This is a genomic window from Arthrobacter sp. B2I5 (assembly GCF_030816735.1).
Classification (GTDB): Bacteria; Actinomycetota; Actinomycetes; order Actinomycetales; family Micrococcaceae; genus Arthrobacter.
In genome coordinates this window covers 1,811,874-1,838,834 of the sequence record NZ_JAUSYF010000001.1, presented here as the reverse complement: position 1 = coordinate 1,838,834, position 26,961 = coordinate 1,811,874, and the positions used below count along the sequence as shown (strand labels likewise).

The 26,961-nt window shown below is 61.0% G+C and carries 21 protein-coding genes and 1 pseudogene; 13 read left to right on the top strand and 9 right to left on the bottom strand.

What is annotated here, in order from left to right; translation table 11 throughout:
- The first annotated feature begins 3 nt into the window (after positions 1–3).
- From QFZ60_RS08805 to QFZ60_RS08795, 3 genes are all read left to right on the top strand, one after another.
- Positions 4–732 (top strand): hypothetical protein, encoded by a 729-nt coding sequence (locus QFZ60_RS08805; protein WP_373427670.1) that lies wholly within the window; start codon positions 4–6, stop codon positions 730–732.
- A gap of 26 nt (positions 733–758) precedes the next feature.
- Positions 759–935, top strand: a complete 177-nt coding sequence (locus QFZ60_RS08800) for a hypothetical protein (RefSeq protein ID WP_307089811.1) — start codon at positions 759–761, stop codon at positions 933–935.
- A 230-nt stretch (positions 936–1,165) separates the two neighbouring features.
- The gene (locus tag QFZ60_RS08795; RefSeq protein ID WP_307089809.1) at positions 1,166–2,317 is read left to right on the top strand and encodes a glycosyltransferase; all 1,152 of its coding nucleotides are present in this window, start codon (positions 1,166–1,168) and stop codon (positions 2,315–2,317) included.
- A gap of 2,001 nt (positions 2,318–4,318) precedes the next feature.
- Here QFZ60_RS08795 and QFZ60_RS08790 read toward each other — a convergent pair.
- Positions 4,319–4,663, bottom strand: coding sequence for a helix-turn-helix domain-containing protein (locus QFZ60_RS08790; RefSeq protein WP_307089807.1), 345 nt, complete (start codon positions 4,661–4,663; stop codon positions 4,319–4,321).
- A 198-nt stretch (positions 4,664–4,861) separates the two neighbouring features.
- Between QFZ60_RS08790 and QFZ60_RS08785 the strand changes: the two genes are divergently transcribed.
- Together QFZ60_RS08785 and QFZ60_RS08780 are read left to right on the top strand one after the other, a co-directional pair.
- Positions 4,862–5,581 carry a DUF4389 domain-containing protein gene (locus QFZ60_RS08785; protein ID WP_307089805.1) on the top strand — a complete coding sequence of 240 codons (720 nt, stop codon included), beginning with the start codon at positions 4,862–4,864 and terminating at the stop codon, positions 5,579–5,581.
- A gap of 106 nt (positions 5,582–5,687) precedes the next feature.
- Entirely contained in the window at positions 5,688–6,437 is a 750-nt protein-coding gene (locus QFZ60_RS08780) for a DUF4386 domain-containing protein (RefSeq protein ID WP_307089803.1), read from the top strand.
- Between the two features lie 67 nt (positions 6,438–6,504).
- Here QFZ60_RS08780 and QFZ60_RS08775 read toward each other — a convergent pair whose 3' ends face one another.
- A complete protein-coding gene (locus tag QFZ60_RS08775) occupies positions 6,505–6,897 on the bottom strand; it encodes a hypothetical protein (RefSeq protein ID WP_307089801.1) in 393 nt (130 codons plus the stop codon).
- On the opposite strand from QFZ60_RS08775, the gene QFZ60_RS08770 reads away from it, so the two are divergent.
- The 3 genes from QFZ60_RS08770 (at position 6,896) to QFZ60_RS08760 (ending at position 8,443) form a co-directional block, all read left to right on the top strand.
- A complete protein-coding gene (locus QFZ60_RS08770; protein ID WP_307089800.1) occupies positions 6,896–7,453 on the top strand; it encodes a hypothetical protein in 558 nt (185 codons plus the stop codon). The two genes, QFZ60_RS08775 and QFZ60_RS08770, sit on opposite strands and share 2 nt — an antisense overlap.
- A gap of 262 nt (positions 7,454–7,715) precedes the next feature.
- A complete protein-coding gene (locus QFZ60_RS08765; protein WP_307089799.1) occupies positions 7,716–8,273 on the top strand; it encodes a hypothetical protein in 558 nt (185 codons plus the stop codon).
- The gene (locus QFZ60_RS08760) at positions 8,270–8,443 is read left to right on the top strand and encodes a hypothetical protein (RefSeq protein WP_307093431.1); all 174 of its coding nucleotides are present in this window, start codon (positions 8,270–8,272) and stop codon (positions 8,441–8,443) included. The genes QFZ60_RS08765 and QFZ60_RS08760 overlap by 4 nt, the downstream gene beginning before the upstream one ends.
- Before the next feature lie 1,229 nt (positions 8,444–9,672).
- Here QFZ60_RS08760 and QFZ60_RS08755 read toward each other — a convergent pair.
- Positions 9,673–10,296, bottom strand: coding sequence for a GIY-YIG nuclease family protein (locus QFZ60_RS08755; RefSeq protein WP_307089797.1), 624 nt, complete (start codon positions 10,294–10,296; stop codon positions 9,673–9,675).
- 189 nt (positions 10,297–10,485) lie between these two features.
- Here QFZ60_RS08755 and QFZ60_RS08750 point away from each other — a divergent pair.
- Positions 10,486–11,721 (top strand): annotated as a pseudogene (locus tag QFZ60_RS08750) (IS3 family transposase); the annotation flags it as partial.
- Positions 11,722–12,259: 538 nt separating this feature from the next.
- Positions 12,260–12,856, top strand: a complete 597-nt coding sequence (locus QFZ60_RS08745; RefSeq protein ID WP_307089795.1) for a hypothetical protein — start codon at positions 12,260–12,262, stop codon at positions 12,854–12,856.
- 769 nt (positions 12,857–13,625) lie between these two features.
- Here the strand turns inward: QFZ60_RS08745 and QFZ60_RS08740 are convergent.
- The 6 genes from QFZ60_RS08740 to QFZ60_RS08715 form a co-directional block, all read right to left on the bottom strand.
- Positions 13,626–14,951, bottom strand: a complete 1,326-nt coding sequence (locus QFZ60_RS08740) for a hypothetical protein (RefSeq protein WP_307089793.1) — start codon at positions 14,949–14,951, stop codon at positions 13,626–13,628.
- Positions 14,944–18,339 carry a serine/threonine-protein kinase gene (locus QFZ60_RS08735; RefSeq protein ID WP_307089791.1) on the bottom strand — a complete coding sequence of 1,132 codons (3,396 nt, stop codon included), beginning with the start codon at positions 18,337–18,339 and terminating at the stop codon, positions 14,944–14,946. Before QFZ60_RS08735 ends, QFZ60_RS08740 begins: the two co-directional genes overlap by 8 nt.
- Positions 18,340–18,626: 287 nt before the next feature.
- Entirely contained in the window at positions 18,627–18,938 is a 312-nt protein-coding gene (locus QFZ60_RS08730; RefSeq protein WP_307089789.1) for a hypothetical protein, read from the bottom strand.
- On the bottom strand, positions 18,935–20,209 hold the full coding sequence (locus QFZ60_RS08725) for a hypothetical protein (protein ID WP_307089787.1): 1,275 nt from the start codon (positions 20,207–20,209) through the stop codon (positions 18,935–18,937). Before QFZ60_RS08725 ends, QFZ60_RS08730 begins: the two co-directional genes overlap by 4 nt.
- 186 nt (positions 20,210–20,395) lie before the next feature.
- Complete coding sequence (locus QFZ60_RS08720; protein WP_307089785.1) at positions 20,396–21,055, bottom strand: DUF4352 domain-containing protein; 660 nt, start codon at positions 21,053–21,055, stop codon at positions 20,396–20,398.
- A 50-nt stretch (positions 21,056–21,105) separates the two neighbouring features.
- Complete coding sequence (locus QFZ60_RS08715) at positions 21,106–21,768, bottom strand: hypothetical protein (protein ID WP_307089783.1); 663 nt, start codon at positions 21,766–21,768, stop codon at positions 21,106–21,108.
- Positions 21,769–22,006: 238 nt separating this feature from the next.
- Here QFZ60_RS08715 and QFZ60_RS08710 point away from each other — a divergent pair, with 238 nt between their 5' ends.
- From QFZ60_RS08710 to QFZ60_RS08700, 3 genes are read left to right on the top strand one after another with little or no spacing between them, the layout of a single operon-like run.
- Entirely contained in the window at positions 22,007–24,064 is a 2,058-nt protein-coding gene (locus QFZ60_RS08710; RefSeq protein WP_307089781.1) for a hypothetical protein, read from the top strand.
- Complete coding sequence (locus QFZ60_RS08705; protein WP_307089780.1) at positions 24,064–25,692, top strand: class I SAM-dependent DNA methyltransferase; 1,629 nt, start codon at positions 24,064–24,066, stop codon at positions 25,690–25,692. The genes QFZ60_RS08710 and QFZ60_RS08705 overlap by 1 nt, the downstream gene beginning before the upstream one ends.
- On the top strand, positions 25,689–26,879 hold the full coding sequence (locus tag QFZ60_RS08700; protein WP_307089778.1) for a restriction endonuclease subunit S: 1,191 nt from the start codon (positions 25,689–25,691) through the stop codon (positions 26,877–26,879). The genes QFZ60_RS08705 and QFZ60_RS08700 overlap by 4 nt, the downstream gene beginning before the upstream one ends.
- Positions 26,880–26,961: the final 82 nt, after the last annotated feature.

Sequence of the window (26,961 nt, the reverse complement as noted above, 5' to 3'; positions counted from 1 at the left end):
CTAGTGGCTATCGCACTGATTGGATTTCTCAGCGGGTGCCAGTATGAGCCCGATAACGTCTCCCTCCCTTCCGCCAGTTTTCCGACTACGGAGGCTCGCACGGTTTCACCCCTCCCGGAGGATGCCGACACCGGCACGGTCCCACTGCTGCCGGAGAACGGCGACATTGACGCCGGCACATACCTCGTGCTCGCCACTGGCTACACGGCGCCATTCGAGATCACTGTCCCGGACGGCTGGTCCAGTGAAAGCGGCGAAGTCCTGGGCAAGAACGACCCGGATCATCCAGGTGAAGGGGCCGTCTACGTGGCTTGGTGGCCCGCCGACTATGTGTCGACGGACGCCTGCGAGTGGGTGGGCGCCCTCGTCAAGGTCGATCCGTCGCCTATGTCCTTCGTTGACGCCATGGCGGCGCAGAAGTCCACGGTGAGTACCCCCGCCGTCAAGGTCATGGTGGGCGACTATTCCGGCTTCGAGTTCGACCACTCAGTTGAGGGCGACGTGGACATCACAGCCTGCGATGGCGACAAGCTCTGCATCCACGCATCATCCGCATACCAATGCTCACGCTGGTACTCGACTCAGAATGAACACGAAACCTACCGAGTGGTCGACCTGAACGGCCAGCGCGCCGTGATCTGGGTGGCCCAATACCGCCCACCCATCAATCCGGAGCTGACGAGAGAGGCACGCGCCGTCTTCGACTCGATCGTGTTCACGTCCGACAAGTGACCAGCTGATCCAATAGGCGATCCTGCATGGGCGCCGACTCCTTGTTCGAGCTGTCGAGCCCGGAGATCCGTTTGGCCGATTGCATGCCGCTCTCGAAGAACTGTGGCAATTTCTACGCCCGGCGGGGGCTGGCAGTTATGTTGCGGCAGATCCTGGTGAAGAGGAAGAAGTTTCTGGTCAGCCCGGACAGGACGCGGCCATAATGGGTTCATGAGCCCGAGAGCGCGGATCGCGGACAACCCTCCAGTGGAGCGCCGCGGCCACCGGGCGCTGAGATCGAAGAGGCCAACGACGGAAGAATCCGCCCAGCGTGGGGGGCCGCCGTCGTCATGACCTTCACAGACGAGCCGCACGCCGGGCTCGTTGGCATGCCCTCGGCCGCGAGCATTCCCGGGGGCGGCCGCGTATATCCGGTGCTGCCGATCCCGTCGTGATGGGACAGCCAGGGAAGCGCCCGCCGCTCGACGTAGTGTTCCTCAGCGGCGACATTGGGGGAAACCTCCCGCCAACCTTCGCGATCGCCGGAGAGCTGGCACTGCGTCGCCATCGCGTGACCATCGCCGGCGTCCGCCCGCGCGCCCAGAGCTCAGCCCCCACAGGCGTGACGATGGTGCAGTTGCCCGCCCTGGCACAAATGGACGTCACCAGGCCTACAGGGAGGTTCGGACACCGGCCTGCGCTGGTGCGGATGGCACTGGGGCGAGGAACTGCCCGGGATGTCCGCTCTTTGCTTGCCAGGCAACGCGCCGACGTGATCGTTGTTGACGGCGTCATGCTCACTTCGCTCCGCGAAGCCCTCAGCACAGGTACCCCGTCCGCCGTGCTGTTTCATTCTCTCGGGAAGTTCTGGGAGCAGGGCATGGGCAACCCAGCCCTGAACGGGACGCTGCGGCCGTTTGGCCTTAGTCCATTGGCTCTTCTTGAGCGGTGTGCTGCGCGGCTCCTGCCCACCGACCGCGAGATAGATCCGGCCGGGCAAGGAAGGTGCCGGATCGCGTTCGACTGGATCGGCACAACTGAGCACGCAAGTCCCCCCGCCCCCCGCGCACCCGAAAACCCGCCGCTCATCCTTGTCAGCCTCAGCACCGTCTGGCAGAAAAACCAAGAGGACGTATACCGGAGGATCATCATCGCGCTGGGGCAACTAACAAAGGGCACATCAGCAGTGCGGGCCATAGTGACCACCGGAGGAGTGCCAATACGAATCGAGCAGCCCCTGCCGGCCAATGTGGAGCTCCAGGGGCGAATTCCCCACGAGCAGGTCATGCCCCACGTCGACCTTGTCATCGGCCACGGCGGACATTCCACTACCCTCAAAGCCCTCGCTCACAGCATCCCACTTCTGGTGCTGCCACTGGACCCCTCATCCGACCAACCACTCATAGCCAACGTCATCGAACGCAATCGGCTGGGCCGCACCCTTTCCGCAAACGCGCTTCCAGAAACTATCGGCAAAACCATCAACGATATCCTCACCGACCCCGCCATCGTCGCTGCGACCGCACGAACGGGCGAACGCCTCCGCGGCCAGAACGGTGCGCGGAACGGAGCCGACTGGATTGAAAGGATTGGTTACGGTCCCTGAGACCAGCACACCTCCTCGGAACTGTCTTGGATTGTCGAACCTGCCACGGTAAGTCGTTTACCGATGCGCCCGAAGGCCCGGATGCGGACAAGGTTGCCCATGGACGTCGAGTGCCCAAGCGCACCTGCTACCCACGAAGACCTAGAAGCTCTTCGCGGCAGAGGCCGCATCGGGTCATTCGACGTGTGAGATGACGGCAGGCACAGCTGTGAAGAAGAAAAACTTGTGAGTTGCAGATCCACGTGGATGAGACTTTCAACAAGGAACGGCCAGTTCTTGCCAAACACGTACTTTGTAAGCACGCAATCGTGGCCAGTTGATTTGGAAGTTTGCGGTGTAGGCACAGCCTGAAATTCAAGAGAATTCGGGCACACAAGTTTGAGCGGGCCCTCCTTGAATGGAATTCGCTGCAGGGGTTCGGGGTGAGGCAACGGTGATGACTTTGCCATCATGCTCACCTGTAGTCCTAGTTTGGCGCGTCTTTCGCATGTCGCAACTCCAGGATAAGAGCTGATCTGCAGCGGCGAACTCGCGTACTCGGAGTTGAACGGTCCGCTTGTGTATGGACGTCTTCCGACCTTGATAAGGCAAGTGTCCCGAATGGGTCCTGAACGGCCCTCACGAAGGGTGCTGGCGCAAGATTCACGACAACGTCCTCGTCGGATCGGTCACAGGCTCTTAGGAGGTGTGCATGGACGCCGGAGCAGGCTCGGCCCCTGTCGGACCGGTCCAAATCACCATGAGTGTCAGGGACTTGCTGTTCATTGGCTCCACCATCGACACACGGTCGCCATTCCCGCCCAGAACGGGGACGAGCCCACCGCAGAGAAGGGCCTGGCTGTCCGGATGACTGGCTGGAGCGCGGCACGCCGCCACGGTTAAGGCATTCGGGGAGCGAGTGTCGGTGGTGCTGGTGGGCCGCAAGAGTGGAGGGCCAGCATAGGCCTGCAGGAATTGGGGGCTTCTCTTTGCTTGTTTTGGAGCAGTGGATATTCTCTACCGCCGACGGCGGGCGTGACCTGAACTACCTGAACTGCAGTACCCAGTTTCACCGGCCTGACCAAGCACCAAAGCTGCACTCTGGTGCGTTCATCATCGTTTTTGCCGCAGCGGAGAAGGCGCCCGTACAGGCTGCCGTCCTCGGCGTGTTCGACGTGCCACTCATGCCGTTTGTTCAGGCCTGGACAGCAGTGCCTGGATCAAGGCCGTCTCCGATCCAAATTTCCATGAGCGCTTCTATTTGACACGAGGGAATGGCCAATCGTTAGATAAGCGATCACGTCCTAAGCAACCCGGCCTGCTCAGCGTTCCGCTGCAGAGACCTACCACCAGCGCCTTAGGGCCCAGTTGTCTGAGGCACCGTCCCCATCGTCTCCATCCTTGCCGCAATGAAGGCAGCGTCTGAACAGGTCTCCATCATCGGAGTGTTCTTTGTGCCACTGGTGATGGATGTTGAGCTTGCACATTAAGTCTGCGAACATGACGAGCTCCGATTGGACGAGCCGATGATCCCAGGAAATACTGCGATCCCCCGCCTAGTAGTAGTCGCGGCTATGGGGATATTGGGGGTGGTCGCGGCTGGAGAGCCTCCCCGACCACCGGGCATTACTCGGATACTTCTTCCCGCAATTACATTGACGGCGGTACTCACCGTCATACATTTGGGCCAGCCAACGATGGCCACCCCCCATCTGCAAAGCAGTTTCCGGATCATATGATGTTCTCTTCTGGAATTGCCCAGCCGTCTTCTGCTGGCCAGCGCATAGGGCCGTAAAGCTAATCATGGGCTCCGCGAAGCACCAGAAGAAGAGCCAATCAGCAAGGCCTCGTCCAGCTTGCCCCTATCCACCGGGGAGAGTAAAGAAAATCTTTGGGTCGTCTGCGCCTAGCAGGTCGTGGTGGAAGACAACTGCACCCGCCGGCCGGGTGTACACGAACAGGACTGCCGCCGAACCACGGCGTTGCCGGGTGAATGGCGAAGTCGGCGGGCTCGTCTTGCCCTTAACCGGACTCTGCCACCTTCCCCTCGTTGGGATGTATTGTGGGCAGCGCGGGGACGCCGACTTCTTCACCTCTTCGAAGGAGGACGTCGAGAATCTCGCCGACCGCGACCTCGTCCAGACCTTCCCGGCGGAGTGGCTGATTCGGATGTAGCTCGTAGAAGTTGCGACTCCCGACCCGGCGGCGGGTCAGGTAACCACCCTCGACCAAATCCGCCACGAGTCGGTGCGCCGCGCGCTCCTGGACCCCCACGCTTTCGGCGATCTCACGGATCCGGATGCCCGGGTGGCGTGCGACGCAGTAAAGCGCATGCAGGTGATTAGTTAGAAAGCCCCATTCAGCCATCCCCCTATGGTAGCTGTCATTAGGGACATGTCCCTATTGACCTGTCTCGGGGAACAGCGATACCGTGACCGGTATCGGCGCAAGAATGCCCACGGCCGACGACGTCGCGGACCTGGCCGAACTGGAGAGACCCCGCCCGCCGCTGAATGAACGACGCCCTGTCGGAGCGCGTGCTTACAGCTCAAGGAAGGACTTCTCATGTCACAACAAACTTCGTACCCGCTCGCTCTCGACGGAGCGCGATCTCCGCACCTGAGCCGTTGGCTGTGGCTGGTCAAATGGCTGCTGATCATCCCTCACGTTATTGTCTTATTCTTCCTATGGATCGCCTTCCTGGTGCTGTCGGTGGTGTCGTTCTTCGCGATCTTGTTCACCGGCCGCTATCCGCGGGCAATTTTTGACTTTAACGTCGGCGTGCTGCGCTGGACGTGGCGGGTCAGCTTCTACTCCTACAGTGCACTGGCAACCGATCACTATCCGCCGTTCACACTGGCCGACGATCCCGACTACCCGGCACGACTGTCCGTTGACTACCCTCAGTCGCTTTCACGCGGACTCGTACTGGTGAAATGGTGGCTGCTCGCACTCCCTCACTACCTAATCATCGGAGTGTTCACCGGAGCCGCCTTCGGCAGCTACAACCAGGTGCGTGACGGCAACGCCTGGGCCTACGGCAGCGGCCTGATCGGCCTGCTGGTATGCATCGCCGGTCTCGTCCTGCTCTTCGCTGACCGCTACCCCCGCGGCTTGTTCGACCTCCTCATGGGCATGAACCGCTGGGTGTTCCGTGTCACCGCCTATGCAGCGCTGATGACCGACCAATATCCCCCGCTGCGGCTCGACATGGGCGGCAGCGAACCACCACCCAGCGCAGACACCCCCGTCATGATCGGGCCGGAACCACTGCCGACGACATAAAAGAGTCCACCTCCGGGGAGGGGACCGCCCATCATTATTCGCAGTCGCTACCGCGTCCGACAGCCCGATTAGCCGGGGAGTAAGTCAGCTTTCAAAGGAGTACGTCATGACGGCCAACATCAATATCAATCCGCCGCTCCGAGGACCCACCGGGCAGCGCGGAATGCATCCAATGAGGCGAATCTCGCTGGCCGCCGGCATCCTGTACGTGCTCACCTTTGTCTCCATCCCAACCCTCGCCCTCTACAAAGGGGTAAAGGATGACGCCGGCGCTTTCGTCTTGGGCGCCGGCAGCACTGCCGCCGTGCAGTGGGGTGCCTTGTCCGAGGTCATCGTTGGACTGGCCGGAATCGGCACCGCCGTTGTGCTCTATCCGGTGGCCAAGCGGGTCAGCCAAACCGCGGCGCTCGGATTCGTGGCCGCTCGACTCGTGGAAACCTGCCTCATATTCGTCAGCGTCGTCAGCCTGCTGTCAATCACGACCCTGCGGAACGACGTTGCCGGCACCGCCGGGACGGACTCCGCCTCACTGGTCACAATGAGCCATGGCTTGGTCGCAACCTACAACTGGACGTTCCTTCTATCGCAAAGCTTGATGCCCGTGGCCTGCGACCTTCTGCTCGGCTACGTGCTGTTCCGCTCGGCGCTCGTGCCCCGTATCCTCCCGATGGTCGCATTCGTCGGCGCACCGCTGCTCCTTGCCTCCGACATCGCAGTCTTCTTTGGCGCCTACCCCCAGGTGTCCCCGATCGCCGTTCTGGCCGCACTGCCCGTCGCCGTGTTCGAACTGTCACTGGGCGTCTGGTTGATCACCAAGGGTTTCAAGCCAACGGCTCTGACCGCGGGCCACCCATAACCAGTGACGATTTGTTCCGCTTCGGAAGGGCAAGAACAGCCAATACGAAGTGAAGCGCCGGCCTTCCTTACCCCGGAATCGTGAAGAAGACCCTCGGGTCGTCGGCGCCCAGGAGGTCGTGGTGGAACGCGATGCCGTCCACGGGCCGGGTGTCCACGAACAGGACCGCGACCGTCCAGGAATGGACCACCGTGTAGCGGGTGAAGTCTTCCACCCAGGATTGGATCCCGGTGTACGCCTCGACGAGCAACCCGTCACCGAGCAGGCCCCGCTCCTCGAGCAGGTCATAGACAAGATTCCAGGCGAGATCCATCAGTTCATGGATCGCTGCCACCACCGTTGGAGTCGTCATACTTTCATGGTCCTCCCGGGGGCTGACAGTCTTGCGGACGACGGCGGGTGTGTCCTTGGGGCTGTTGCTTTGAGCAGCAGGTGTGGCGACTATGGGAAGCGTGGACATGAAGGGCACCCTCCGCAGGCTGACCTTTCCCCTGTGCCTGCTGGTGCTGGTGCCAGGCGCTGCCGGATGCTCCTATGACTACCCGGATCCAGCGGGCACGCAGACAGGCCAAGACAATCGCCCTGCCACAACTGACCGGTCACTGATTACGGAATCAGCCGCATGGCCCACTGATCCCCTGGTCCTTCAGCGCGAGGCGAGAAACTACCAGGACTTGGACGCGCTCCTGAAGGTCGTGCCCGGGCCAGTCCTCCTCTTCGAAGAAGGTCCAATGGACGGCCCTGCCAGGGGCTTCGGCGGGCGCGAAAAGGTGCCGGCGGCGAGCCAGTACACGGTCACAGCGGCCTGCGTGGGCGCCGCCAGCGCCACGATCTTCATCCGGCAGGAGCACCCGACGGTCACGCTCTGGCCCGTCGAGCTCACAGTCGACTGCCCAGGAACTATGTCCCAGGTCATCACGCTTCAACAAGGCTACGTTTCCGCACACCTCTCCCTGCCCGACCCCGGAGACACGCCCAGAACGGGGGCCGTGGGCGGAGTACGGGTGACCGGCTGAGGCCCGACCTCCGCTTCTCCACCGCACCGGCGGGCTCCATGAACTCACTCCCAGGTTTGGTATCCGTGCCATGGCGGCGCCGCCATCGTTAGACTGGGCCGTGTAAGGACGGATTGGGGGATCCAGGGCGGCTTAGGCCGCTGTTCCGCTGGTCGGTCGCAGCCAGCGATACCCGAGGACGACCGTGACCTTCTTTCAGGACTACTCAATACCCGCGCCACCTCCCCGCCCACGGACCCCTCAGTTCACACCACCTCCCTGGGTGGCACCGCCCCGTTACGAACTGCCGGCAATCGTTCCTGTGGGACGATTCGCCTACCAATCCCCAACCTTCGTCCTGGCTATTGAGGCCGTGAAGGTCTACTCCACCGGATGCAACTTTGACCTGACCTGGATGCTCCGCCGCACAGACCAGGAAGACCGGAAGTGGGCGGAGCTCAACGCAGTGTTTCACCGTCCGGCGCCGCAGGTGCGCGACGGCGGGATGTCTGCCGAGTCTGTGCTTCTGCTCGGAGTGCAGTTGCCCGACGGTACTAAGGCCAGCAGCTCGTCGCTGGCGATGTACGCGCCCAAGTCGATGGACCAGGAACCTGATGGGCCGGTCTTCGACTACCGGCCCAGGGGCGGCAACGGCGGGGAAGACGACATGTCCGCAAACGGCGAAGTGTGGCTGTGGCCTCTGCCGCCGGCCGGGGACCTGCGGCTGGTCGCCCAGTGGACCGACATGGGCATGCCCGAAAGCAGTATCGTCCTCGACGGGGCCCAGCTCCGGAACGCCGCCGCCGGTGCCCGGAAGTACTGGCCGGAGGACACCCAGTGACGATGGCCCTGGACAACCCGGTCCTGCTCGTGGTCTTCGCGGCGGTCTTCTTCTACGTCCTCTACGGCGTCATCCGCGCCGCCGTCCGTGACGCCATCCTCCAGGCCGACGAGGGGCGGAAGCATGCTGGTGAAGACCACAACAAACCCATATCTCAGTTCCGGCGATGAGAACTCGGGGAAAGCCGTCATGGCCCTGGACCCAGCTTTGGCCTTGGATGATTGGTATTTTGGCCGTCGTAGTTTTCCTCTTGCCCTGGTCCGTCATGCAGGTCGGCCATTGCGTCGACTACGCGCCAGGACAGGGAGAGAGCTACTGCGCAAGCGGACCAATTATCGGGTCATCGGCTGCAAACGTCGTGGCGGTCATATCGGGACTACTGATCCTCTACTTCGTACTCCGGATCGTGCGCATCCTCATCCGACGCGTCCGGCGGCCAGATACCTCTGGGACGAAATGACCAGCTACTACCAACCCAAAAGGCCTGACGAAGAAGTCTGGGCCGACGTGGACGAGTACCTGCGCAGCTGCCTTTGGTCCTTTGTCCCGCCCGACGGGCCCTTCGGAAACCGCTCCGGGTGCTTCGGATCCCTCCCGCGTTCCCGCCAGTATTCGTCGCGCTGCCAGAGCGAGAACCGGATCGCAGCCGTTCCGAGAACGATGACGAATATGGTCTGGACGCCCATTTTTTACGATCAGCCAAGGCAAGGAGATGTTTGGGATAACATTCCACACCCCGAAGATGATCAAGAACGGCAGTGACCAGAACTCGATGCGTGTGAGCTTTCGTCGGGCTTCCTCTGTGGAGGCAGCAGACTTCCTTGCCTGAGGATCTTTCTGCGCGACTTGCATGACTGAAATGAACCACCGACTCCCGGCCCAGGCAAGGTGCTTGACCGGATCTTGTGGCGGGCTGGCTACGAGGATACCGGTTCGACGGTGTCCTGGATCTTCTGAAGCGTCGCTGGACTGGCGGCAATCTCGATAACTCCGCCATCGGAGTCCAGCTTGATGATCTGGAAGCCAAATGGGACAGCCTGCTTGTTGTCATTTCGGCTGGCTATTCGCGGCGGCAGCGCGGTTTCAAGGGAATCACAGCCACGGGCTCTGAAGTATGCTCGACGCTGAAACGGCCCCGCACTGGACGTGCGGGGCCGTTAGGAACAGCATCCTTTGATGATAATGAAAGCCGGGCCGGACTGTGAGGCGAAGAGGTAGTTGGAAGAAGTGGTTGCTGTTGAAGGCGTCCATTTGCGGTTTCTGTGTCCACAATGCATCGTCCGGGTGTTCGACTAGTTGGAAGTTTGTGAGGTTGGGGGCCTGTCCTCGTTTGCATTCTGGTCGCAGTCCTCGGCTTGCACGATGGAAACACTGTTCATGGGATACATGGGGACGGTTATCACACGATGGGAAGCGCTCGTGCTATTGCCTTATGCTCGGCGCGGAGGGCCTTGAGCGTCGCATAGTAGGGATGGCGGCTGTTGCCCTGCAGGTTGAGCGGCAGGCTCAGCTGCTTGATCGCCTGTGCTTCCGGGAGCCACGGGAGATCTGTTTGAGCCCAAGTCACGCGGGCGTGCCGGCTCATCCACTCGGTGATCTGTCGTTCGCCATCGGCAGTGAAGGTCAGTCGGGTTCCGCTGCCGACCCTGCGGAGGGCGATGTTTAAAGTGCTTGCCAGGTGGCATCCCAGCGTCAGCCGCAACGTGGAGCCCTCGGCGTTGCCGCGGTAGTGGTAGCGGATCCGGTGCCAAAGCGTCTGCGTGCTCGGCCGCGTGCCGTTTCGCGGCGGCTCCTTCGGGGCGATGCCGACATAGAGCAGCACGCCTTCGGGGATGGTGTGGCAGCCACGGACATCCACACCGGGTGGCAGTTCATCGAAGTACCAGGCGTAAATGCCGGGCACCTTGAGTACCGGGGATGGCCGCTCGAGCACTTCCTCACGGGTGTAGAGGCGCGCGGGCATCAGTAGCTGTGTGATCACTTCGGCGATGTCGTTGATGATACTGTTCCGTTCCGTGCTCACGAGAAGAGTCGAGAGAGCAAATGCTGCGACTCGTTGACTGCAAACAGAGCCAGCAGCCCCCACCTCGTTCGAGGGTCTCTTGTCTTGTTACTACAAATCAACAGTGACGGCGTGACACCCTGAAACGGTTCGTCAATATGAACCGTCCCGGGTTTGATGCCGCTCTCTTCTGTGAGAAAGATAGTGATTGTGCCCAAGCAGTTCCCGCCCGAAGTCCGTGACCGTGCAGTGCGCATGACCATGGATCGGTTGTCCAGATACCCGTCTGTTTACGGTGCTTGCAAGGCACTGGCACCGAAGCTCGGGGTCGGTCCAGAATCGTTGCGCCGCCGCTGGGTTGTCCAGGCCCAGATCGATGCCGGTGAGAAGACCGGGCCCAGCAGTGAGGCGCTGGAGGAGATCAAACGGCTCCGGGCTGAGGTGAGGGACTTGAAAGAGTCCAACGAGATCCTCAAACAGGCTTCGATTTTCTTCGCGAGGGAGCTCGACCCTCGCCGCCGCTGATCTGTCGATTCATCGACGAAATGCGCGCTGAAGGTTATGCGTCGAGTCGATCTGCGCCGTCCTGCGGGAGCAGGGCGTGCAGGTCGCCGCACGAACCTACCGGGCGTGGAAGAAACGCCTGCCAGCCCTGCGCACCATCGAAGACGCCCGCATCACGAATGCGCTCCGGGCCTTGCAAGTCCCCGACGCGAAGGGACGCCCCGGCCCGAGATCATCTACGGGCGGCGGAAAATGACGCAGTGGCTGCGCCGTAACGGCTTCCCGGAAGCCTCCGAACACGCCGTGGACCGGCTCATGCGCGAAGAGGGAATGAACGGCCGTATCAGAGGACGCAAGACTCGCACCACCATCCCGGGCAAGGACGGCCGCCCCGCCGGGGACCTGCTGAACAGGGACTTCACCGCCCCGGCCCCGAACCGGATCTGGGTGACTGATTTCACCTACGTCCCGGTCTACTCCGGATTCGTCTACGTCGCCCTGGTCATCGACCTCTACTCCCGGGCGATCGTTGGCTGGGAAACCTCAACCGTCAAGGACACCGCGTTCGTCGAACATTGCCCGAGGATGGCCCTGAGGCGGCGCCAGCACACCGGCCGCCCGGCACCGGCAGGACTAATTCACCACTCCGACGCCGGCAGCCAGGACAGCTCGATCCGCTACACCGACACCCTGGCCCTGGAGGGTCTGCAACCGTCCATTGGCAGCGTCGGTGACGCCTATGACAATGCAGTCGCCGAGACCGTGATGGGGCTCTTCAAGAACGAGGCCGTGGCAAAGGATTCACCGTTCCGCAGCGGGCCGTTGAAAACCGAAACCGACGTGATGGAGATCGTCTTCGAGTGGGTCCACTGGTACAACAAAGAACGCCTGCATTCCGCCCTGGATCACCAGACGCCAGAGGAATATGAGCAGACATATTATGATCTACACCGGGCCGTTACCCGACGACCCCGCCAACAAACAGGGGCACGATTCCCGGGACGGTTCATTCCGTTTTGCATAAAAAGCCGACGTGGTTCCCGGAGCGGGACTAACCCGCTCCTGCCTGCCGTCGTTGTAGATCACTAGACTCGTGTAGCAGGATTCCTCCTCGACATCGCTTGTGTGGTCATTACCCCAAGGCTTGCAATGCGGTGACGCGGTCATATCGTCCCCCGTTAGTTTGCCCATAAGGCATAGGCTATTGGCAATACTGTCGTTTCTCCGCGTGGTAGTCCGGTGATCCCGATCGTCTACTCCGCGTTCTGTACGCCGGCTCGTGCATTCTTCATAGATGGTTTCGCTCTTGGGGCCAAAGCCAATCCGACAGATATTTGCCATCGCGTTAAAGTTTAGTTAAGAGCGTAATAGCTGATCATCAATATGGAGTGCTCCGATATATTTTTTCAAAAGAGCCCCTGTGCCGGTAGGGCATATTGGACGCCCCACACCCTATTTCGGCATTGGAGAGAAACAAGGCATGGATCTGACTCGCGCAACATCCCTACTCGAGATCGGCCCAGCGCTCGACCATGCTGGCATGACCTGGAGCTATGACGACGATGGTGACGTCCGGATTCGATTCCGATCGGGGCAGCAGCCTTGGATCGATGTCGTCTTTTATAAGTTCGATGCCGCCAGGCAAGACTTCTCCATGCGCGGTCAATTCCTCAACGGTCGTGCCGTTCCAGAGGCGAACGGTATGACGCGGTGGGAGGTACCACTAGAGTCTGGCCACACGCCCACAGCAGTGGCGCAGAAGGTCGTCACCATTTACCTGATGCCTAGGCCTGGCGGCGTAAGTGTTCAGATCCATGCGGCGATTGCACCCCTCGAACAACCGCGTCCGATGCACATTAAGATCAGGCCCGAAGATCGGCAAGTCAGCAGGATCGAGAAGGATTTCCCGGGCTTCGTTCGTGCGGGAGACTCCAAGCAGGTTTGGATGTCGACGCGCGTTGGAGGAACCCGGGTCGCTGAGACGGATTTCTGTGACATGGTCATGACGGCCGCAGAAGTCGGCCTAGCCATGTTCGATGGCCCGTTCACGGGCTGGCTTTTCCCGAGAGAAGTGTAGGTCCGCGTCTGTTGCCGGCCGCCTCCGCACGTAAAGGTTATTCAGTGAACCGTCCCGGGTTTGATGCGCACTCTTCAAGAACGAGGCCGTGGCAAAGGATTCACCGTTCCGCAGCGGGCCGTTGAAAACCGAAACCGACGTGATGGAGATCGTCCACGAGTGGGTCCACTGGTAAAACAACGAACGCCTGCATTCCGCCCTGGATCACCAGACGCCAGAGGAATATGAGCAGAAATATTATGATCTACAAACCGGCCCGTTACCCGACGACGCCGCCAACAAACAGGCGGCATGATTCCCGGGACGGTGCAACACGCCCTAGCTATACCTGCTACTCACGTAAACGAGCACCGTCAGTCTCGGCGTTCCGGCGTTTTCCCGGGACAAGTTGCCGTGCCTCGTCGCTTCATGAGGGCCCTCCCCTGTAGCCCGTCAGGGCTGTGTCCTCCAAGCGACGGGGACTCCTCCCGCTCCTTTACACTCCAGCCAGCGCCGCTGTAAGGTCACGCAGAAGGGCGTCCAAAGCCATTCAGATGAAGTCGTCCGACTGCATCCCCAGGGGTACGACAGCGACTGGAACTCCGGACTCAAGACAAAATGCTCATGGAACTTGCATAATTACGGAGTAGTCCCTGGCCCGCCAAGAATAGGGGCGCCGTGCAGTTCCAGCCGGGCCTGACCGGACGTGACGAGCGCTTGTGGCTAGCTCCCTAACCAGCTTGTTAAGCCCCTTTTTCCGGTTAACGTGTTCGAGGTCAGACTGGTAACGCTAGGATTGCCGCTGGTCTTCGATCAGTTCGAGATACCTCTGGTACTCCTTCTCGACCCGCGTTGTAATGCTGACGAGGGTGCCCTCCTCCATTCGGTAAGTGCGGTCTGAGTCGCCGCGGAAGGAAAGCCAATTGAAACTAGTACTTACCCAGATGTCGTCGAAGATGAGGATCTTAGCGTGAGTGTTTTTCACGCGGACGAAAGTGAACTTGTCGTATCTGCTTGCGAGGTTCTTTAGGCGGTTAAGGGCATACTCGTCTGACCCACTGTCGTCGTCGCCGTATCCGTGAGCGATGGTCACCGTGACGCCAGCGCGCAGTCTCTGCTCGAGTTTTGTTACGAATTCAGTGGTAACCACTGCCTTCTTTATCCATGGTGCGATGATAAGCAGCCTCCGTTTGGCCGTCGACAGTGCCTCGGACAGCAGATCTGCGTGTTCGAAGACGCTAACGCTCCTGACGAGTGAGGTCGAGCCGCCGCTGGGGACCGGGTGTGTGGGCTCCAACTCCTCGCCGGGGTCGACAGCGGTGTTTGTCGTGCGCTGGCCTTCCAGTTCAGCGTCCAGTATTGGCCGCGGATCAGCTTTTCCGAGTGTCAACCCGAGGCGGTTGACAGCCTCGATGCCGTCAAGTGCCAGTCCATGCGCTACCGCCAGTTCGTCATCGATGCAGATGGCCAGTTCTAGTTCCTGCCGGTCTTGATCCGCGTAAACCAGCATTTGCACGGGAAGGTACCGGTGTTTCTTGACCGCGACCTTGTGAATGCGCAGGACTTGAAGCCGGTCCCCCTTGAATAGCGCATTGAAGCCCGAAGGAGTTACATCGTCGATTCCGATGTGGGCATTTCTGGCAGCGGGGAGAATGATCATCCCTCGCTCTTGAGCCTCCTTCTTTTCGATCAAGGCCCTTTCCTGATAGTCGGCAAGTGACCAGGTCAGCCGGTCGTACGTAATCGGTAGTTGCTTCAGTACGGGTTGAGTCGCGGCAAGGTTCCGCACGACCTCGGTTCCGATTGGCGTCAACGCGAGTCGTCCGCCATTATCTCGGCGGCGGAGGTGGTTTTCACTCAACTGGGCAGCTGATGCTTCTAAGACGTGGACCGGATCGAGGCCCAAATATGCGGCGATTTCCGCGGGAGTGTCCACACCAAGGTCCACAAACCGAAGCGTAAATGCTTCCGTGATCGGGAGGTCCTTCTTCTCCTGAGCAAGAACATCAGCACGGAGTACGGTGACGGGGATCGCGGCATCTTCAACAGCAACGAGCTGCAAGCCTGGCCGCGCATCACCGAACCTGCGTTTGAGGATCTGAAATTGTCTAGTCATGTTCGGCCGCCCTTACTGTGCAGTCTGCAGGGTTCTTCTCGATGTACTCCAATACTGTTCGCAGGGCCCCGTTAGTCTCCCTGATGAATCCAGCATCGCCGACGATCGTTAGGCCGTAGCGAGCACGCGATAGGGCCACGTTGATGCGTCGCCAGTAGTCGGCCCCCAAGAAGCCAAGTTTCCCCTTTTGGTTACTTCTTGTGAGGGACAGGAGAGCCAGATCAGATTCCCGGCCTTGAACTGCATCGACGGACATGACAGTGATTGCTAAGTTACGGAAAGACTTTGGCGCGAGTTTCCTCCGTAGCTCTTCGACCTGCCGCTTATACGGGGCGATTACAAGGACTTCAAGTTGCTGCTTGTTGTCGGGAACTTTAATGAGCCCGAAGTCAACAGCGTGTTCGAGGGTGTCCAAATGAGAAACAAGTATCTGGGCCTCGGCGCGGTTGGCAAAACTTGTCGTGCCACTTTCGCGTCGGTTCTCGCCGAGTGGACTGGTGTCAATCCACGTTACGGCTCGTCCAACCACCTCGTCGTATCCAGAGATGCCCGACGTTCGCGGTGAACGAAGTTGTCCGTCATAGAAGCAGGTGGAAATCAGGTCGCCGATTGGGCGAATCATTCGGTACTGCTCTTCGAGCGTGAGCTGAGAATGTCTTGGGAGGTAGTCGACGAGCCGCTGGAAGAGTGTTTCCGTGACGTTGTCTTTGGTTAGATCGTGTTCGTTGAGCAAATTTTTTGATCGCAGCAGATCCTCGTCAGTGGGCGGCAGCTGCCGTGTGTCTCCCACCAAAATCCACCGCTTTGCACGAGACATAGGGACGAGTGCTTCAGTGAGGGTTGCCTTTGATGCTTCGTCGACGATACAAAGATCGAACTCAAGCTGGCCGACGGCTTTGTTACGCAAAAATCCTGTGCAGGTTCCAGCAACAACCGAGGTACCAGACAGGAAGATCGAGGTGAGGCTGTCTTCGGCTCCAATGGCTTCAAGCCACGCTGCTTGAAGCTCAATGCGCTTCAATAGTTCGTGTGCCTGTGCACTGTCTCCAAGGAGAACGTCTACAGCGTGCCGTGCTTCGATACTCCCGATGTTGGTTGGAATCGTTAGCTCGCCGGCCAGGTGCCTCTGAGCGGCGGTGGCGAGCTCAATTCGTCTATCGTTGAGCTGGTCAAGCCGAGCCTGAAACCGCTCGGCCGGGTTTTCGTCCTCAATGGCCGTGGCAAGGTCTGACTGGTCCTGGGACGAGGCGGCAACGAGCACTGCGACGTGTTGTTCTACAGCCTCGAGCTCTCGGGAGACGGCTGCCAATTGCTCCAACGTCAGTGCGGCCCGCAAGTGGTTCGCATCGATGCCCAACCCGGCGGCAAAATTAGAAACGTTAGCTTCCGCACGTGAGCGCACTCCTTCTGCCCATCGGCGCGTTTGAGTGTCCAAGAGGAGGTCTCTGACGCTCGCTTCGACGACGGATTCGTCGGCGCCAGCTAAGCGAACTAGACCTTTTATGCCGGCCTTATGAAGACGTTCAACCGCATTATCAACGGCTACATGGGTCTGTGAAGCGATGAGCACACGGGCGGCAGGCTGCTGCTTCAGGAATTGGGTGACTGTCTCTGTAATGAAGCGAGTTTTTCCGGTTCCTGGCGGCCCCTGAATGACCAAAACGTCCTTAGCACCGAGTGCCAATTGCACCGCCCGCTTTTTGACGGGGTCGAGGTCACACTCAGCGATTTCCACCACCGCAGGTTCTGCATTGGAGGTTGGATCCACCAGAACACTGCGCAGATCAGGGCTCGGAGTGGTCCCGCTCTTCACGGCAAGTACGGCGTTTCGCTGGCGGTTCAAAGAGATGGCCGACGGCCGGTCGTATGGGACAAGGGTTGCTGTCCCAGGTACCCCGATGAGTGTACGGGGTGACAACACCGTGATCTGATCCGCGTCTTGATCAATTACCTCGCCGTGCCCAAATTTTTTGCCCGAGTGCTGGTCGGTGACTTCCCAATCCGTGCCGACAAGTTCAACTTCGCAAGCTTCGGTAAGAGTAAAGACGCCACGACGCCCCTCGACACGGACCTTCTTGTAGCTGAGTGGCTTGTTTTCCCCCCGCGCCAGAGCCTCTCGGGCATCGAGTACTCGCAGCCAGAGGTCGAACAACTCATCGCCGGTCTGCTCCGACGGTTCATTGCTGGAGTGGTCCCTGCGATCATAAAAGTCGTCGATGAGATGAATCAAAGTGGTGCGTGCATGCTCACTCGGAGCAGGGTTGATGGGCTGACGCACGGTCCAGCTGAAGATTGGAGGCAGAGCAAGTCCGTGACGTCGACCGCCTTCGAGGGCCTCTAGTTCCAGCGCAGGTGCCGCGGTGACAGTGAAACACGACCGCGAGTAGTCGGGGCGAAGTGTGTAACGGTGTTCGGAACCAACCAGGAAGACAACGTTGGGGTCACGCTGGCCAGTCTCTCGATTCAAGCCAAAGGAAGCGAAGATCTCACCGGCGAGGTCGGACTGAAGTCTTGCCGCCGCTCGCTCCTTGTCAATCGGTTTTCCAGCAAGGTGTTCTTGTGCCGTACGAGTCAGGTCAAGCCAGATCGGATTGCGCGGTTGCTGCTGACGCGCGATGCGTTGGTTGGCAAGCTTCTTAAACTCGGATGCCAACTCACTCCCGTTCGCTGGCCGCTCGGTCGGCTCGGGACTAACGCACGCTTCCAGGAGCGCGTGTACGTCCCTTGGAACGTCAACGGACTCAAGCGCCCGCTTGACATCGGGGAAGTCTCGGATCGACGATTCACTCAAGCACTGAAGCAAAACGACGCCGACGCTGTACACATCGCGTACGTAGGGTATTGCCGCGTCGAGTTCGGGGGGCGCGTAAGGCCCGGAACGGAAGTTACGCACGGTCAGCTCGCTGTGCTGCTCATCCCCGCGAATTTTGGCGATTCCGAAATCGGCAAGCAAAGGGGCCCCACCGGAATCGATAAGAATGTTTGCGGGCTTAATGTCGCGATGCTCGAATTGCTTGAGGTGTGCATGGGCAAGGCCATCAACGAGGGGTTTCCCGATTGTTTCATATAGATCGTCCCACCCCTCCCAGGGTCGCTCCTTTAGCAAGTCAACGAGGCTGTGATCAACCCAATCAAGAACAAGGTAATAGGTCCCGGTATCGTCAATCCCGGCGTCCCGGAATTTAACGATGTTGGGATGACTGAGATTTCGAAGGGCTCGAGTCTCGCGTTCGAACACTTTGTGAGAAAGCTCGTCAGTTCCACCGGCTACAAACTTCACCGCGACGGCCGAACCGTCCCTGGTGTCTACGCCGCGGCGGACCGTAGAGAGTCCTCCTATGCGCTGGTCAGCATTGACGAGCACGAAATGTTTTCCCACCAGTTCCATTCGATCCCCCTGTCGCGACGGTGCAGGAATTAACCGCTTCACTAATGCTCGTGAAGCAGAGCTTTGATGAGCCTACCTGCAAATCCAGGCCCAAGAAGTACCGACAGTTCCTGCCGTGTTTACCCTCCAAGCCTTTGCCGGGCGGTCTTACGAACCGCCTGTGGGAAAGCTACTTTAAGGCGCAGCAGGCCGCCCAGGTCGCCAGGCGTATCGCCGGGGTGGTGTGCAGCGTCCCGTCGGGATGCACGATTGTCAGAATGTGTTGCTGCTCGAGGACGGGCGGGTTGCTAATGGAACTCGTTCCGGCGGACCTCGCCACGCCTTTGAGCGACTTTCATGGCCACACGAACCGCTTTAACCCGGATGTAATTGAACGTCATCACGACTTCTCCCGGCGACGCGTTGCTCTTCTCCAGGGACCAAGCAACGAGGCCGTCGTACTCCCTGCGCCCCTCCATGTCCTCAGGACGGGAACTTCCGGCCAGGGAAGCCATGTAAGCGTCGGCAAGGCTGTGACAGTGCTCGCCTGTGTTGGGGTTCTTTATGTAGCCAGCCTCCATGGCCGCTGCCAGCTCTGCACTGTAGGCGTCTGGATTCATTCTTCGGACGCCCTCTCCGGCGTGTCTGCCGTGTCCCGCTTCCGGGATTTGAACAACCCAGCAACTTTTCCACCCGCTGCACCAGTGGCACCGGCCAGCGCACCACCAAGGCCCTTCACGGCGGTGAGGGCCTGCGGCTCGTCGGGGATCCCGTCGCCGTCAACGTCCACGGCACGGAACGGGCGGGAAACCGCAGCAGCGGCACTCGCAACCCCCGACCCGACGGCGGAGGCACCGGTCGCGACTCCTTCTCCGACAGTACTGGCCGTCCCGGTGATCCAGCTTCCTGTTGACTTCGCAGCGTCTTCCAGAGCTGCAAGTGCGCGGTTGGGCTCGGACTCCCGGTCGTCGGCTTCTGACGACTCGATCTGCACGGCAAGGTGCGCCGGGAACTCCGCCGGAGCCTCAGGGAATGCCTTACGGGCGGACTCAACCACGTCCCGGCCGAACACAAAACGGCTCACACCTCCAGTGAGTGCACCCACTCCATATTCGATCGCCGTCTGCTGTTTTCCGTTCAGGGTCTCCCGCACGGTGTCGAGCTGACCCGTTTGGATGGTCCGGACAAGGCTCTGCGCGGCCCCGCTGGGCAGGGTATCTGCCAAGGTTGTCGCCCAGTGAGACCAGTCACCGCTGGCGGCCGCGAATTTGTGGCCAACACCCACTACACCTTCAGGGGAAGTTTCCGCCACGTCCTTGGCCATAGTGGCAATTTGTTCCTGACTCACCCGGTCGTTGGTCAGCCCGTAGACCAAAGCATGGGCCTGGTCCTGGTCCAGGGCCTTCCCGTGGATGTCGGCCAAGGCAAGCCCAAAAATTGCCGTGAGCTCGAACTGGAGCTGCTGATCACCTGCAGGGAGAAGCGCGGCCACACGGTGAGCACCCGTTTTCGCAGCCCCCATGGCCATGTTCTTCGCGGCCACCTTGGCCGCCTCCTTGGCCGTTACCTGCACAGTCTTCTTAGCCGCCTGTTTCCCAGCCGTCTTCAGACCAGTTGCCGCGACGCTGCCACCGGGAATCAATGAGATTCCCACCTCAGCCGCGATCGACCCGGCGGTGATCGCGGCCCCTGCAGCCGTAATCGACGTGCTGTAGTGACGTTCGAGCAACCTGATCACTTCCGCGGGTGTCGCCTCTGGACGCCGGCGACGAATCCGCATGACGTACTTGCGTGCGATTGAATGACGCGCACTGACCGCCTTCGCGATGTCTGCGTTGGCTTCCTCATCATCCAACTGGGTCTCCAGCGTGACAGCTTCGCTCTCAGTCATTTACATCGTCCCCCTCTAAACCACAGGCTCAACCCTGAGCCCTTTATCAACGCTGCGATTCAATTCGCGGCAGAGGAGGTGAGACTCCCCTGCCGCGCAGTCATCAGTGTCCCGCATGCGGCGGCAAGAAATTGCTCGCCACACTGCACCGGCCCGCGCCAGTAGAGCACACAGGCGGAAGTGAGCTTATCCCGGAATCTGGATCCGGGCAGCCTCCTGCAGCAGCGGATCAGAAATCATGACGGTGGCAGCACCCGGAGCAATATCGAAGGCAATGTTGCCCCGTGCCTTGTCGCCAGGCAGAACCTCGCCTGAGCCCAATTGGTTATCGGCAAACAAGCTCATGTCTGCCTTACGCCCGTTGGCATCCTTCGCCGAGAAGTAGAGCGGGTTGGAGCTCGTCTTGCCGGATTCCGTTTCCCAGAGCACGTCCAGGAGCAGGTAGGTGCCGTTCTTGGGCGGGGCAGCGAACGCGCCGGTGGTGACAGAGTCGGTGCGTACGGCGGACACGACCGTGATCCTGGCGACGTTGCCGTTGCGCATCTTCACGGAAAATGGAACGCCCACAGTAGGCGCCGCGGGAGCAGCAGGAGCGGACGACAGCGGTGCTGCCGCCGCCGGGGCGGCCGTAGCGGCGGCAGACAGCGCAGTCGCTTCAGCAGACGCCGTGGTCGAGGCGATCGGGCTGGAGTCGGAAGCCTGCTTGCTTCCCCCGGAGCAGGAGCCCATGAGAATGCCGACCAGCAGGACGCCTGCCGGGACAACGAAGCGCTTCTTCTTGTAGAACGGCCGGGCGGCAGGTGCACCGGCGGCAGGCGGGACAGGGGCAAAGTTCTGGTTGGTCATGATGGTGCCTTTCAGTGATGCGATTGGATGATGCTGCGGAGTAGCAGTGGCTACTGTTTTTCCCATTTGCCGCAGCGGGTTGAGTTGAAGTCCTGCCCTGCTGAGAGGGTTACGACGGGCCGGCCGCCGCCGGGGATGTCGTTTTCGATGATGTCGCTGCCGTTGCTGCCGCTGCGGTAGATCCCCCAGTAGCAGGTGGAGCCGACGGCTGCCGCGGCCCGGTAGGTGCCGGGTTCGATGTCGGTTCCCACGGTCCAGGTCCCGTCGCCCACGGTGCGCGCCGCTTTGGCCTTTTCGGCTCCGGTCACGGCGTCCTCGCGGGCCTTGACCGCTGCCTCAGCCGTCTTCACGGCAGCATCGGCCTTGCCGACTTCGGCTTCCCGGGCCGCGACCTTGGATTCACGGGACGCCATGCCGTTGTCAAGCGTGTCGTACTTGCCTTTCAGTGAGGCGTAGCTGGAAAGGGCCGCGTCCCGCTCGGTCTCGACTGTGGACTTCTCGCCAGCGAGGGACTTGTACGCGGTGCTTTCCTTGGGATCCGGCAATGCCGTTCCAAGCGCCGTTCCGCCGGCAAACAGCACGACGGCGGCCGCCGCCAGAAGGGCAGGCTTCTTCCGGCCACGCTTGGTCACCTGGGCAGGAGTCGCCTGCCCGGCTTGGTACACCTGATCCGTGTCCTGGATCTCCCCCGGTCCGATGTCGTTGTTCAACACTTAGTTCTCCCCATTTCATGAGTGCTGCAGGTCGGCGGCGGGATACCTCCCCCCAATGTGCGGTTTCCCGCCACCGCCACAGCTTCGGAAGATTTCCTTCGTGGCTGCAGGAAAAAGCTATTGCTTGCTCGATCACCGCCGCTGGAAAGGAACTGATAAGGGGGGTTATCAGGTTCAGTCTGCAACTGTCTATGCACTCAGTTAGGCTCTCGGACGAAGCAATGAAAAGGGGGAAGCAATGGATACAGTGACGACAACGATGCGAATGACGTTGTCGGATGTGGCATCCCTCGCACAGGTGCAGCGTCCCGTTGTCTCCATGTGGCGGAGGCGCAGCTGTGCGGGGCCGCTGCCCTTCCCCGCACCCGTCGAAATGTTGAACGGCGTCGAACTCTTCGACGCCGACGAAGTCACCGCGTGGTTGCAGGCAACTGGCCGGGGCAACAATCCGGAGGCAAGGAACGACGTCGCCGCCCACGCGAAACCTACGGCCAGCGGCTCGCTAAAGGACGGCCGGAAGACCTTCGACGGCCTGACGGCGCTGCTCGCACTGAAAGTCATCACCGGACAGGCGCTGGGTAACCGGAGTGCATCCGCTCTCTTAGACGAGGCCGATGAGGCAGATCCTGATGATCTGTTCCTCTATTCGGAGTTGGAGGCCTTGGGCTCTGCGCTTCCCGGATTGGCCAGCTTCGCCGACAGGCTGGCCGACAGCGCCTACAGCGCCCCAGCGGCGTTTGAGAAACTTCTGACCCACCGCTTCAAGGAGGGCCTCAGAGAGTATGCGGACACTGCTCTGACAGCTGCCGCCCTCAACCTCCTCAGCGCGGCAGCCATAGAGCTTGCGGCCACGCTGGAAAGCCGGCCCGTCTTCGTGGACGCCACACCGGGCGGGAGCGACGTCATGCTCAGCATCTCCCAGCAGTTCAGCGAGTCAGAGTCCGTCACCTTTTTAGCAGCGGATCACGACGGCGGCGCCTCGCGTCTGGCGCGCCGGCGCCTGGCTGTGCACGGTACGGACAGTGGGCCCGTCAAGGTCGACGGCAAAGGCGCCTTCGCCGTCACCGGTCCCGCAATCCATGTGGCGCAATATCCCGCGCCCGGCGAACCCGGCCTGAACACCAAGGGCATCCTGTCCGGCATCGAGAACATCGTGCTGCAAATGGACGACTTCCAACGGGCGGTTGTAATGGCTCCAGCCCGGGTCCTGACCGATGCCCTTGCCGGGGAAACGGGCAACGTCCGGGCCGCCCTGCTGCGGTCCGGCCGGGTGCGGGCCATCATCCGGCTCACCCCCGGGCTACTCCGGGCAAAACCACGCGAGCCGCAGGCGCTGTGGGTGCTGGGGCCGTCTTTTGCCGACGTACCCATTGCTGACCGCTGGACCATGGTGGCAGATCTCAGCACTTCCCCGCTGACCGTCGACGTGATCCAGGACCTGATCAGCGACATCGTCGCGTCGATGGGAAACCGCGCCACAATCCGCGCTCACTCCTTTCGGTTCGCCCGGCTGGTACAGACTCGGATTCTGCTCGCGGGAGCCGGCGCCCTGGTCAGCGGGCCGGCCAAGAGGAGGCCGACGGCGGCGCCGGGCGCAGAGGCCGCGCTCCACGTCGACGAACTCGTCCGGGCCCTGGCCATAGGGGCAGGTAGTGACACCAGGCTTGTCGGTGTGCAGCCCGCGCCTGCCTACTCATTCCCCGCTCCAGCCTCGGTCCGGGAACTCATGGGCTCTGGGCACCTGAAGTATGTGAAGGGCATCCGGGTCGAAGAGCACCACACCAACAGGACGGCGGGAAGCAGGATCCTTGGCCGGGAGGAATTGCTGGACCCGGACAATGCCCCACCCCGCTGCATCACCCTGCTGGAGTTCGCCGCCAACTACCCCGCCGGACGGCTCACCGAACCCGGCGACGTTGTCTTCTGTACCAGCCCACGGCCCGCAGCGTTCGTGGACACGGAGGGCGGCGCCGTCGTCGTCTTCCCCGCCCGGATCCTGAGGATCGACCAAGGTGACCCGGGCGGCCTACTGCCTGCAGTCGTCGCCCGTGACATCAACAACCTCAACCCGGCAGACAAGTCTTGGCGCAACTGGCAACTGCGGCGCACAGGCGAAGCCCAACGCCAGCCGCTCACCAACGCCCTGCACCGGCTGCAACACGAGCAAACCCAGGCCCGCGAACGACTCAAACAGCTGGAAGAACTCGCTACCCTGATTACGGACGGCGTAGCGGGCGGAAGCCTCACCCTGACAGACCCCATGACCCACGCCGCACCAGAAGAAGGAACTGCATAATGCCCCCGAAAGTAAAGGTGGACCTCGCCCCGTCCACCATGAAGGAACTCAAGGACACGCTCTGGAAGGCGGCGGACAAGCTACGCGGCTCAATGGATGCCTCACAGTACAAGGACGTGATCCTGGGGCTGGTGTTCCTGAAATACGTGTCAGACGCGTTCGAGGAACGGCGCGAACAGATCCAGACCGAACTGGAGTCGGAGGGGCTCAACGAAGGGCAGATAGCCCAGCTGATCGACGACGTGGACGAGTACACCGGCCGCGGCGTGTTCTGGGTAGCACCCCGCGCACGCTGGACCTACCTGGCGGAGAACGCCAAGGGCCTGGATGCCGTGGACGGCGCCGCGCCCAAGTCCATCGGGCTGCTGATAGATGAGGCGATGGAGCTCATCATGCTGGACAACAAGAGCCTGGCCGCCACGCTTCCCAAGATCTACAACCGGGACAACGTGGACCAGCGCCGCCTGGGTGAACTGCTGGACCTGTTCAACTCCGCGCGGTTCACCGGCCAGGGTGCGAGCAAGGCCCGCGACCTGCTAGGCGAGGTGTACGAGTACTTCCTGGAAAAGTTCGCCAAAGCCGAAGGCAAGCGCGGCGGCGAGTTCTACACCCCCGCGGGCGTGGTCCGGGTCCTGGTGGAGGTGCTGGAACCGCACCGCGGCCGGGTGTATGACCCATGCTGCGGCTCAGGCGGCATGTTCGTCCAGGCCGAGAAGTTCCTAGCCGCACACAACATGGAGGGCTCGGACATCTCCGTCTACGGGCAGGAGCTTAACGAGCGCACCTGGCGGATGGCCAAGATGAACCTCGCCATCCACGGCCTCAACGCCAACCTGGCCTCACGCTGGGGCGACACCTTCGCCCGCGACCAGCACCCCGAGCTGACCGGGAACAACGGCGCGGACTTCATCATGGCCAACCCGCCGTTCAACATCAAAGACTGGGCCCGCTCCGAGTCGGACCCGCGCTGGAAGTACGGCGTCCCCCCAGCCGGCAACGCCAACTACGCCTGGATCCAGCACATCATCTCCAAGCTCGCCCCCGGCGGTAGCGCCGGCGTAGTCATGGCCAACGGCTCCATGTCCTCCAACTCCGGCGGCGAAGGCGAGATCCGCGCCCAACTGGTGGAGGCCGATCTCGTCTCCTGCATGGTGGCCCTGCCCACCCAGCTGTTCCGCAGCACCGGCATCCCGGTGTGCACCTGGTTCTTCGCGAAGGACAAGACCGCGGGACCGCGCGGTTCCGTGGACCGGACCGGCCAGGTGCTCTTCATCGACGCCCGGAACCTCGGCTACATGGTGGACCGCGCCGAACGCGCCCTGTCCGACGAGGACATCGCCAAGATCGCCAACACCTACCACGCCTGGCGCGGAACTGCGTCGGCAGTTGAGTCAGGGCTGACGTACGACGACGAGCCCGGTTTCTGCTACTCGGCCAGCCTCGCCGAGGTGAAGGCTACGGACTACGCGCTGACCCCGGGACGGTATGTTGGGGCCGCTGAGGTAGAGGACGACGACGAGCCGATCCAGGAGAAGATCGCTAGGTTGTCAAAGGAGCTATTTGAGCAGTTCGACGAGTCCGAGCGACTGTCGGCGGTTGTGCGCGAGCAGTTGGGGCGCGTGCTATGAGTCTCAAGACCGTAACCATTGCCGACATCGCAGATCCCGATAAGCGTTCAATAGCCATCGGACCCTTTGGCTCAAGCCTCAAAGCTGATCTATACGTCCCATCCGGGGTCCCTGTTGTACGGGGCCAGAACATCAAAGACGGCGGAGAACTCGACGAATCCGACTTGGTCTATGTCGAGCCTGAAACCGCAGCACGCTTTCCTGCATGCTTGCTGAGCGAGGGCGACTTGGTCTTTCCCCATCGCGGTGCAATCGGCCGCGTCGGCATCGTCGGGAAGCGCCAGATGTTGTTGTCCTCGAGCATGATGAAGCTGACGGTTGACCCGCTCAAGGCTGATCCTCGCTTTGTCTTCTACTACTTCCGAGGGCCTGGTCAGAATGAGTTGCTTATGCGCGCCTCAACTGTCGGGACGCCGGGCATCGGTCAACCGCTGACCTCGCTCCGAGGAATACCCATCCAGGTCCCAGAACTGGACCAGCAACGAGCCATCGCGGAGGTGCTGGGCGCCCTTGACGACAAAATGGCCGCCAACATCAAACTCGCTGCAAAAGCCGAAGACTTTATTAGGGCCCAGCACGCGCGGGCAATTCGGTCAGTGGGGACGGTCTTGCGGCCGCTGCTTAGCGTCGTTGACTTCGATTTCGGGGAGGCCTTTAGGGGTAGTGAATTTTCAGAACCTGGTGTCGGTCGCCCGCTGATCCGTATTCGGGACTTGAAGACATTCACTAGTCAGATCTGGACCACGGAAAATCGTGTTCGGGAAATCCTCGTTCAGCCCGGCGATGTGGTCGTGGGAATGGATGCTGAGTTCAGGCCTACCTCATGGCTTGGCGAGCCCGGGCTCCTAAATCAGCGGGTTTGCCGCGCACGCGGCAAACTGACCGGCCCTGCTTTTGTGTGCGAGGCCCTGAAGGAACCACTTGGGCGGATAGAAAGCTTCAAGTCTGCAACAACCGTGATTCACCTGAACAAGAAGGACCTCCAGGACGCCGAGATCCTGATCCCAGGCACCGATAGCTTGGCAATTTTCGAGGCTTCTGTTGAAGTTCTTTACTCGAAGCGGGTAGCGCTGGCAGCGGAAAACCGAAGGCTAGCTGCGACGCGAGACACTCTCCTCCCCCAGCTCATGTCGGGAAACCTCCGGGTTAAGGACGTGGAGAAAGTCCTGGAAAACGCCGGGGTGTAAACGCGGAGTGCGCTTGTAGGGGGCACCTCGGGATAGCCGCCCGAAGCCTGAGTATGCTGAAGAACAAATCGATTTTGGGGGA

Coding starts and splice junctions, on each gene's coding strand:
- QFZ60_RS08745 (WP_307089795.1), top strand. CDS start 12,260: ATGGATCTGACTCGCGCAACATCCCTACTCGAGATCGGCCCAGCGCTC.
- QFZ60_RS08720 (WP_307089785.1), bottom strand. CDS start 21,055: ATGACCAACCAGAACTTTGCCCCTGTCCCGCCTGCCGCCGGTGCACCT.
- QFZ60_RS08790 (WP_307089807.1), bottom strand. CDS start 4,663: ATGGCTGAATGGGGCTTTCTAACTAATCACCTGCATGCGCTTTACTGC.
- QFZ60_RS08740 (WP_307089793.1), bottom strand. CDS start 14,951: ATGACTAGACAATTTCAGATCCTCAAACGCAGGTTCGGTGATGCGCGG.
- QFZ60_RS08785 (WP_307089805.1), top strand. CDS start 4,862: ATGTCACAACAAACTTCGTACCCGCTCGCTCTCGACGGAGCGCGATCT.
- QFZ60_RS08700 (WP_307089778.1), top strand. CDS start 25,689: ATGAGTCTCAAGACCGTAACCATTGCCGACATCGCAGATCCCGATAAG.
- QFZ60_RS08725 (WP_307089787.1), bottom strand. CDS start 20,209: ATGACTGAGAGCGAAGCTGTCACGCTGGAGACCCAGTTGGATGATGAG.
- QFZ60_RS08710 (WP_307089781.1), top strand. CDS start 22,007: ATGGATACAGTGACGACAACGATGCGAATGACGTTGTCGGATGTGGCA.
- QFZ60_RS08770 (WP_307089800.1), top strand. CDS start 6,896: ATGAAGGGCACCCTCCGCAGGCTGACCTTTCCCCTGTGCCTGCTGGTG.
- QFZ60_RS08730 (WP_307089789.1), bottom strand. CDS start 18,938: ATGAATCCAGACGCCTACAGTGCAGAGCTGGCAGCGGCCATGGAGGCT.
- QFZ60_RS08800 (WP_307089811.1), top strand. CDS start 759: ATGGGCGCCGACTCCTTGTTCGAGCTGTCGAGCCCGGAGATCCGTTTG.
- QFZ60_RS08795 (WP_307089809.1), top strand. CDS start 1,166: ATGGGACAGCCAGGGAAGCGCCCGCCGCTCGACGTAGTGTTCCTCAGC.
- QFZ60_RS08735 (WP_307089791.1), bottom strand. CDS start 18,339: ATGGAACTGGTGGGAAAACATTTCGTGCTCGTCAATGCTGACCAGCGC.
- QFZ60_RS08705 (WP_307089780.1), top strand. CDS start 24,064: ATGCCCCCGAAAGTAAAGGTGGACCTCGCCCCGTCCACCATGAAGGAA.
- QFZ60_RS08775 (WP_307089801.1), bottom strand. CDS start 6,897: ATGTCCACGCTTCCCATAGTCGCCACACCTGCTGCTCAAAGCAACAGC.
- QFZ60_RS08780 (WP_307089803.1), top strand. CDS start 5,688: ATGACGGCCAACATCAATATCAATCCGCCGCTCCGAGGACCCACCGGG.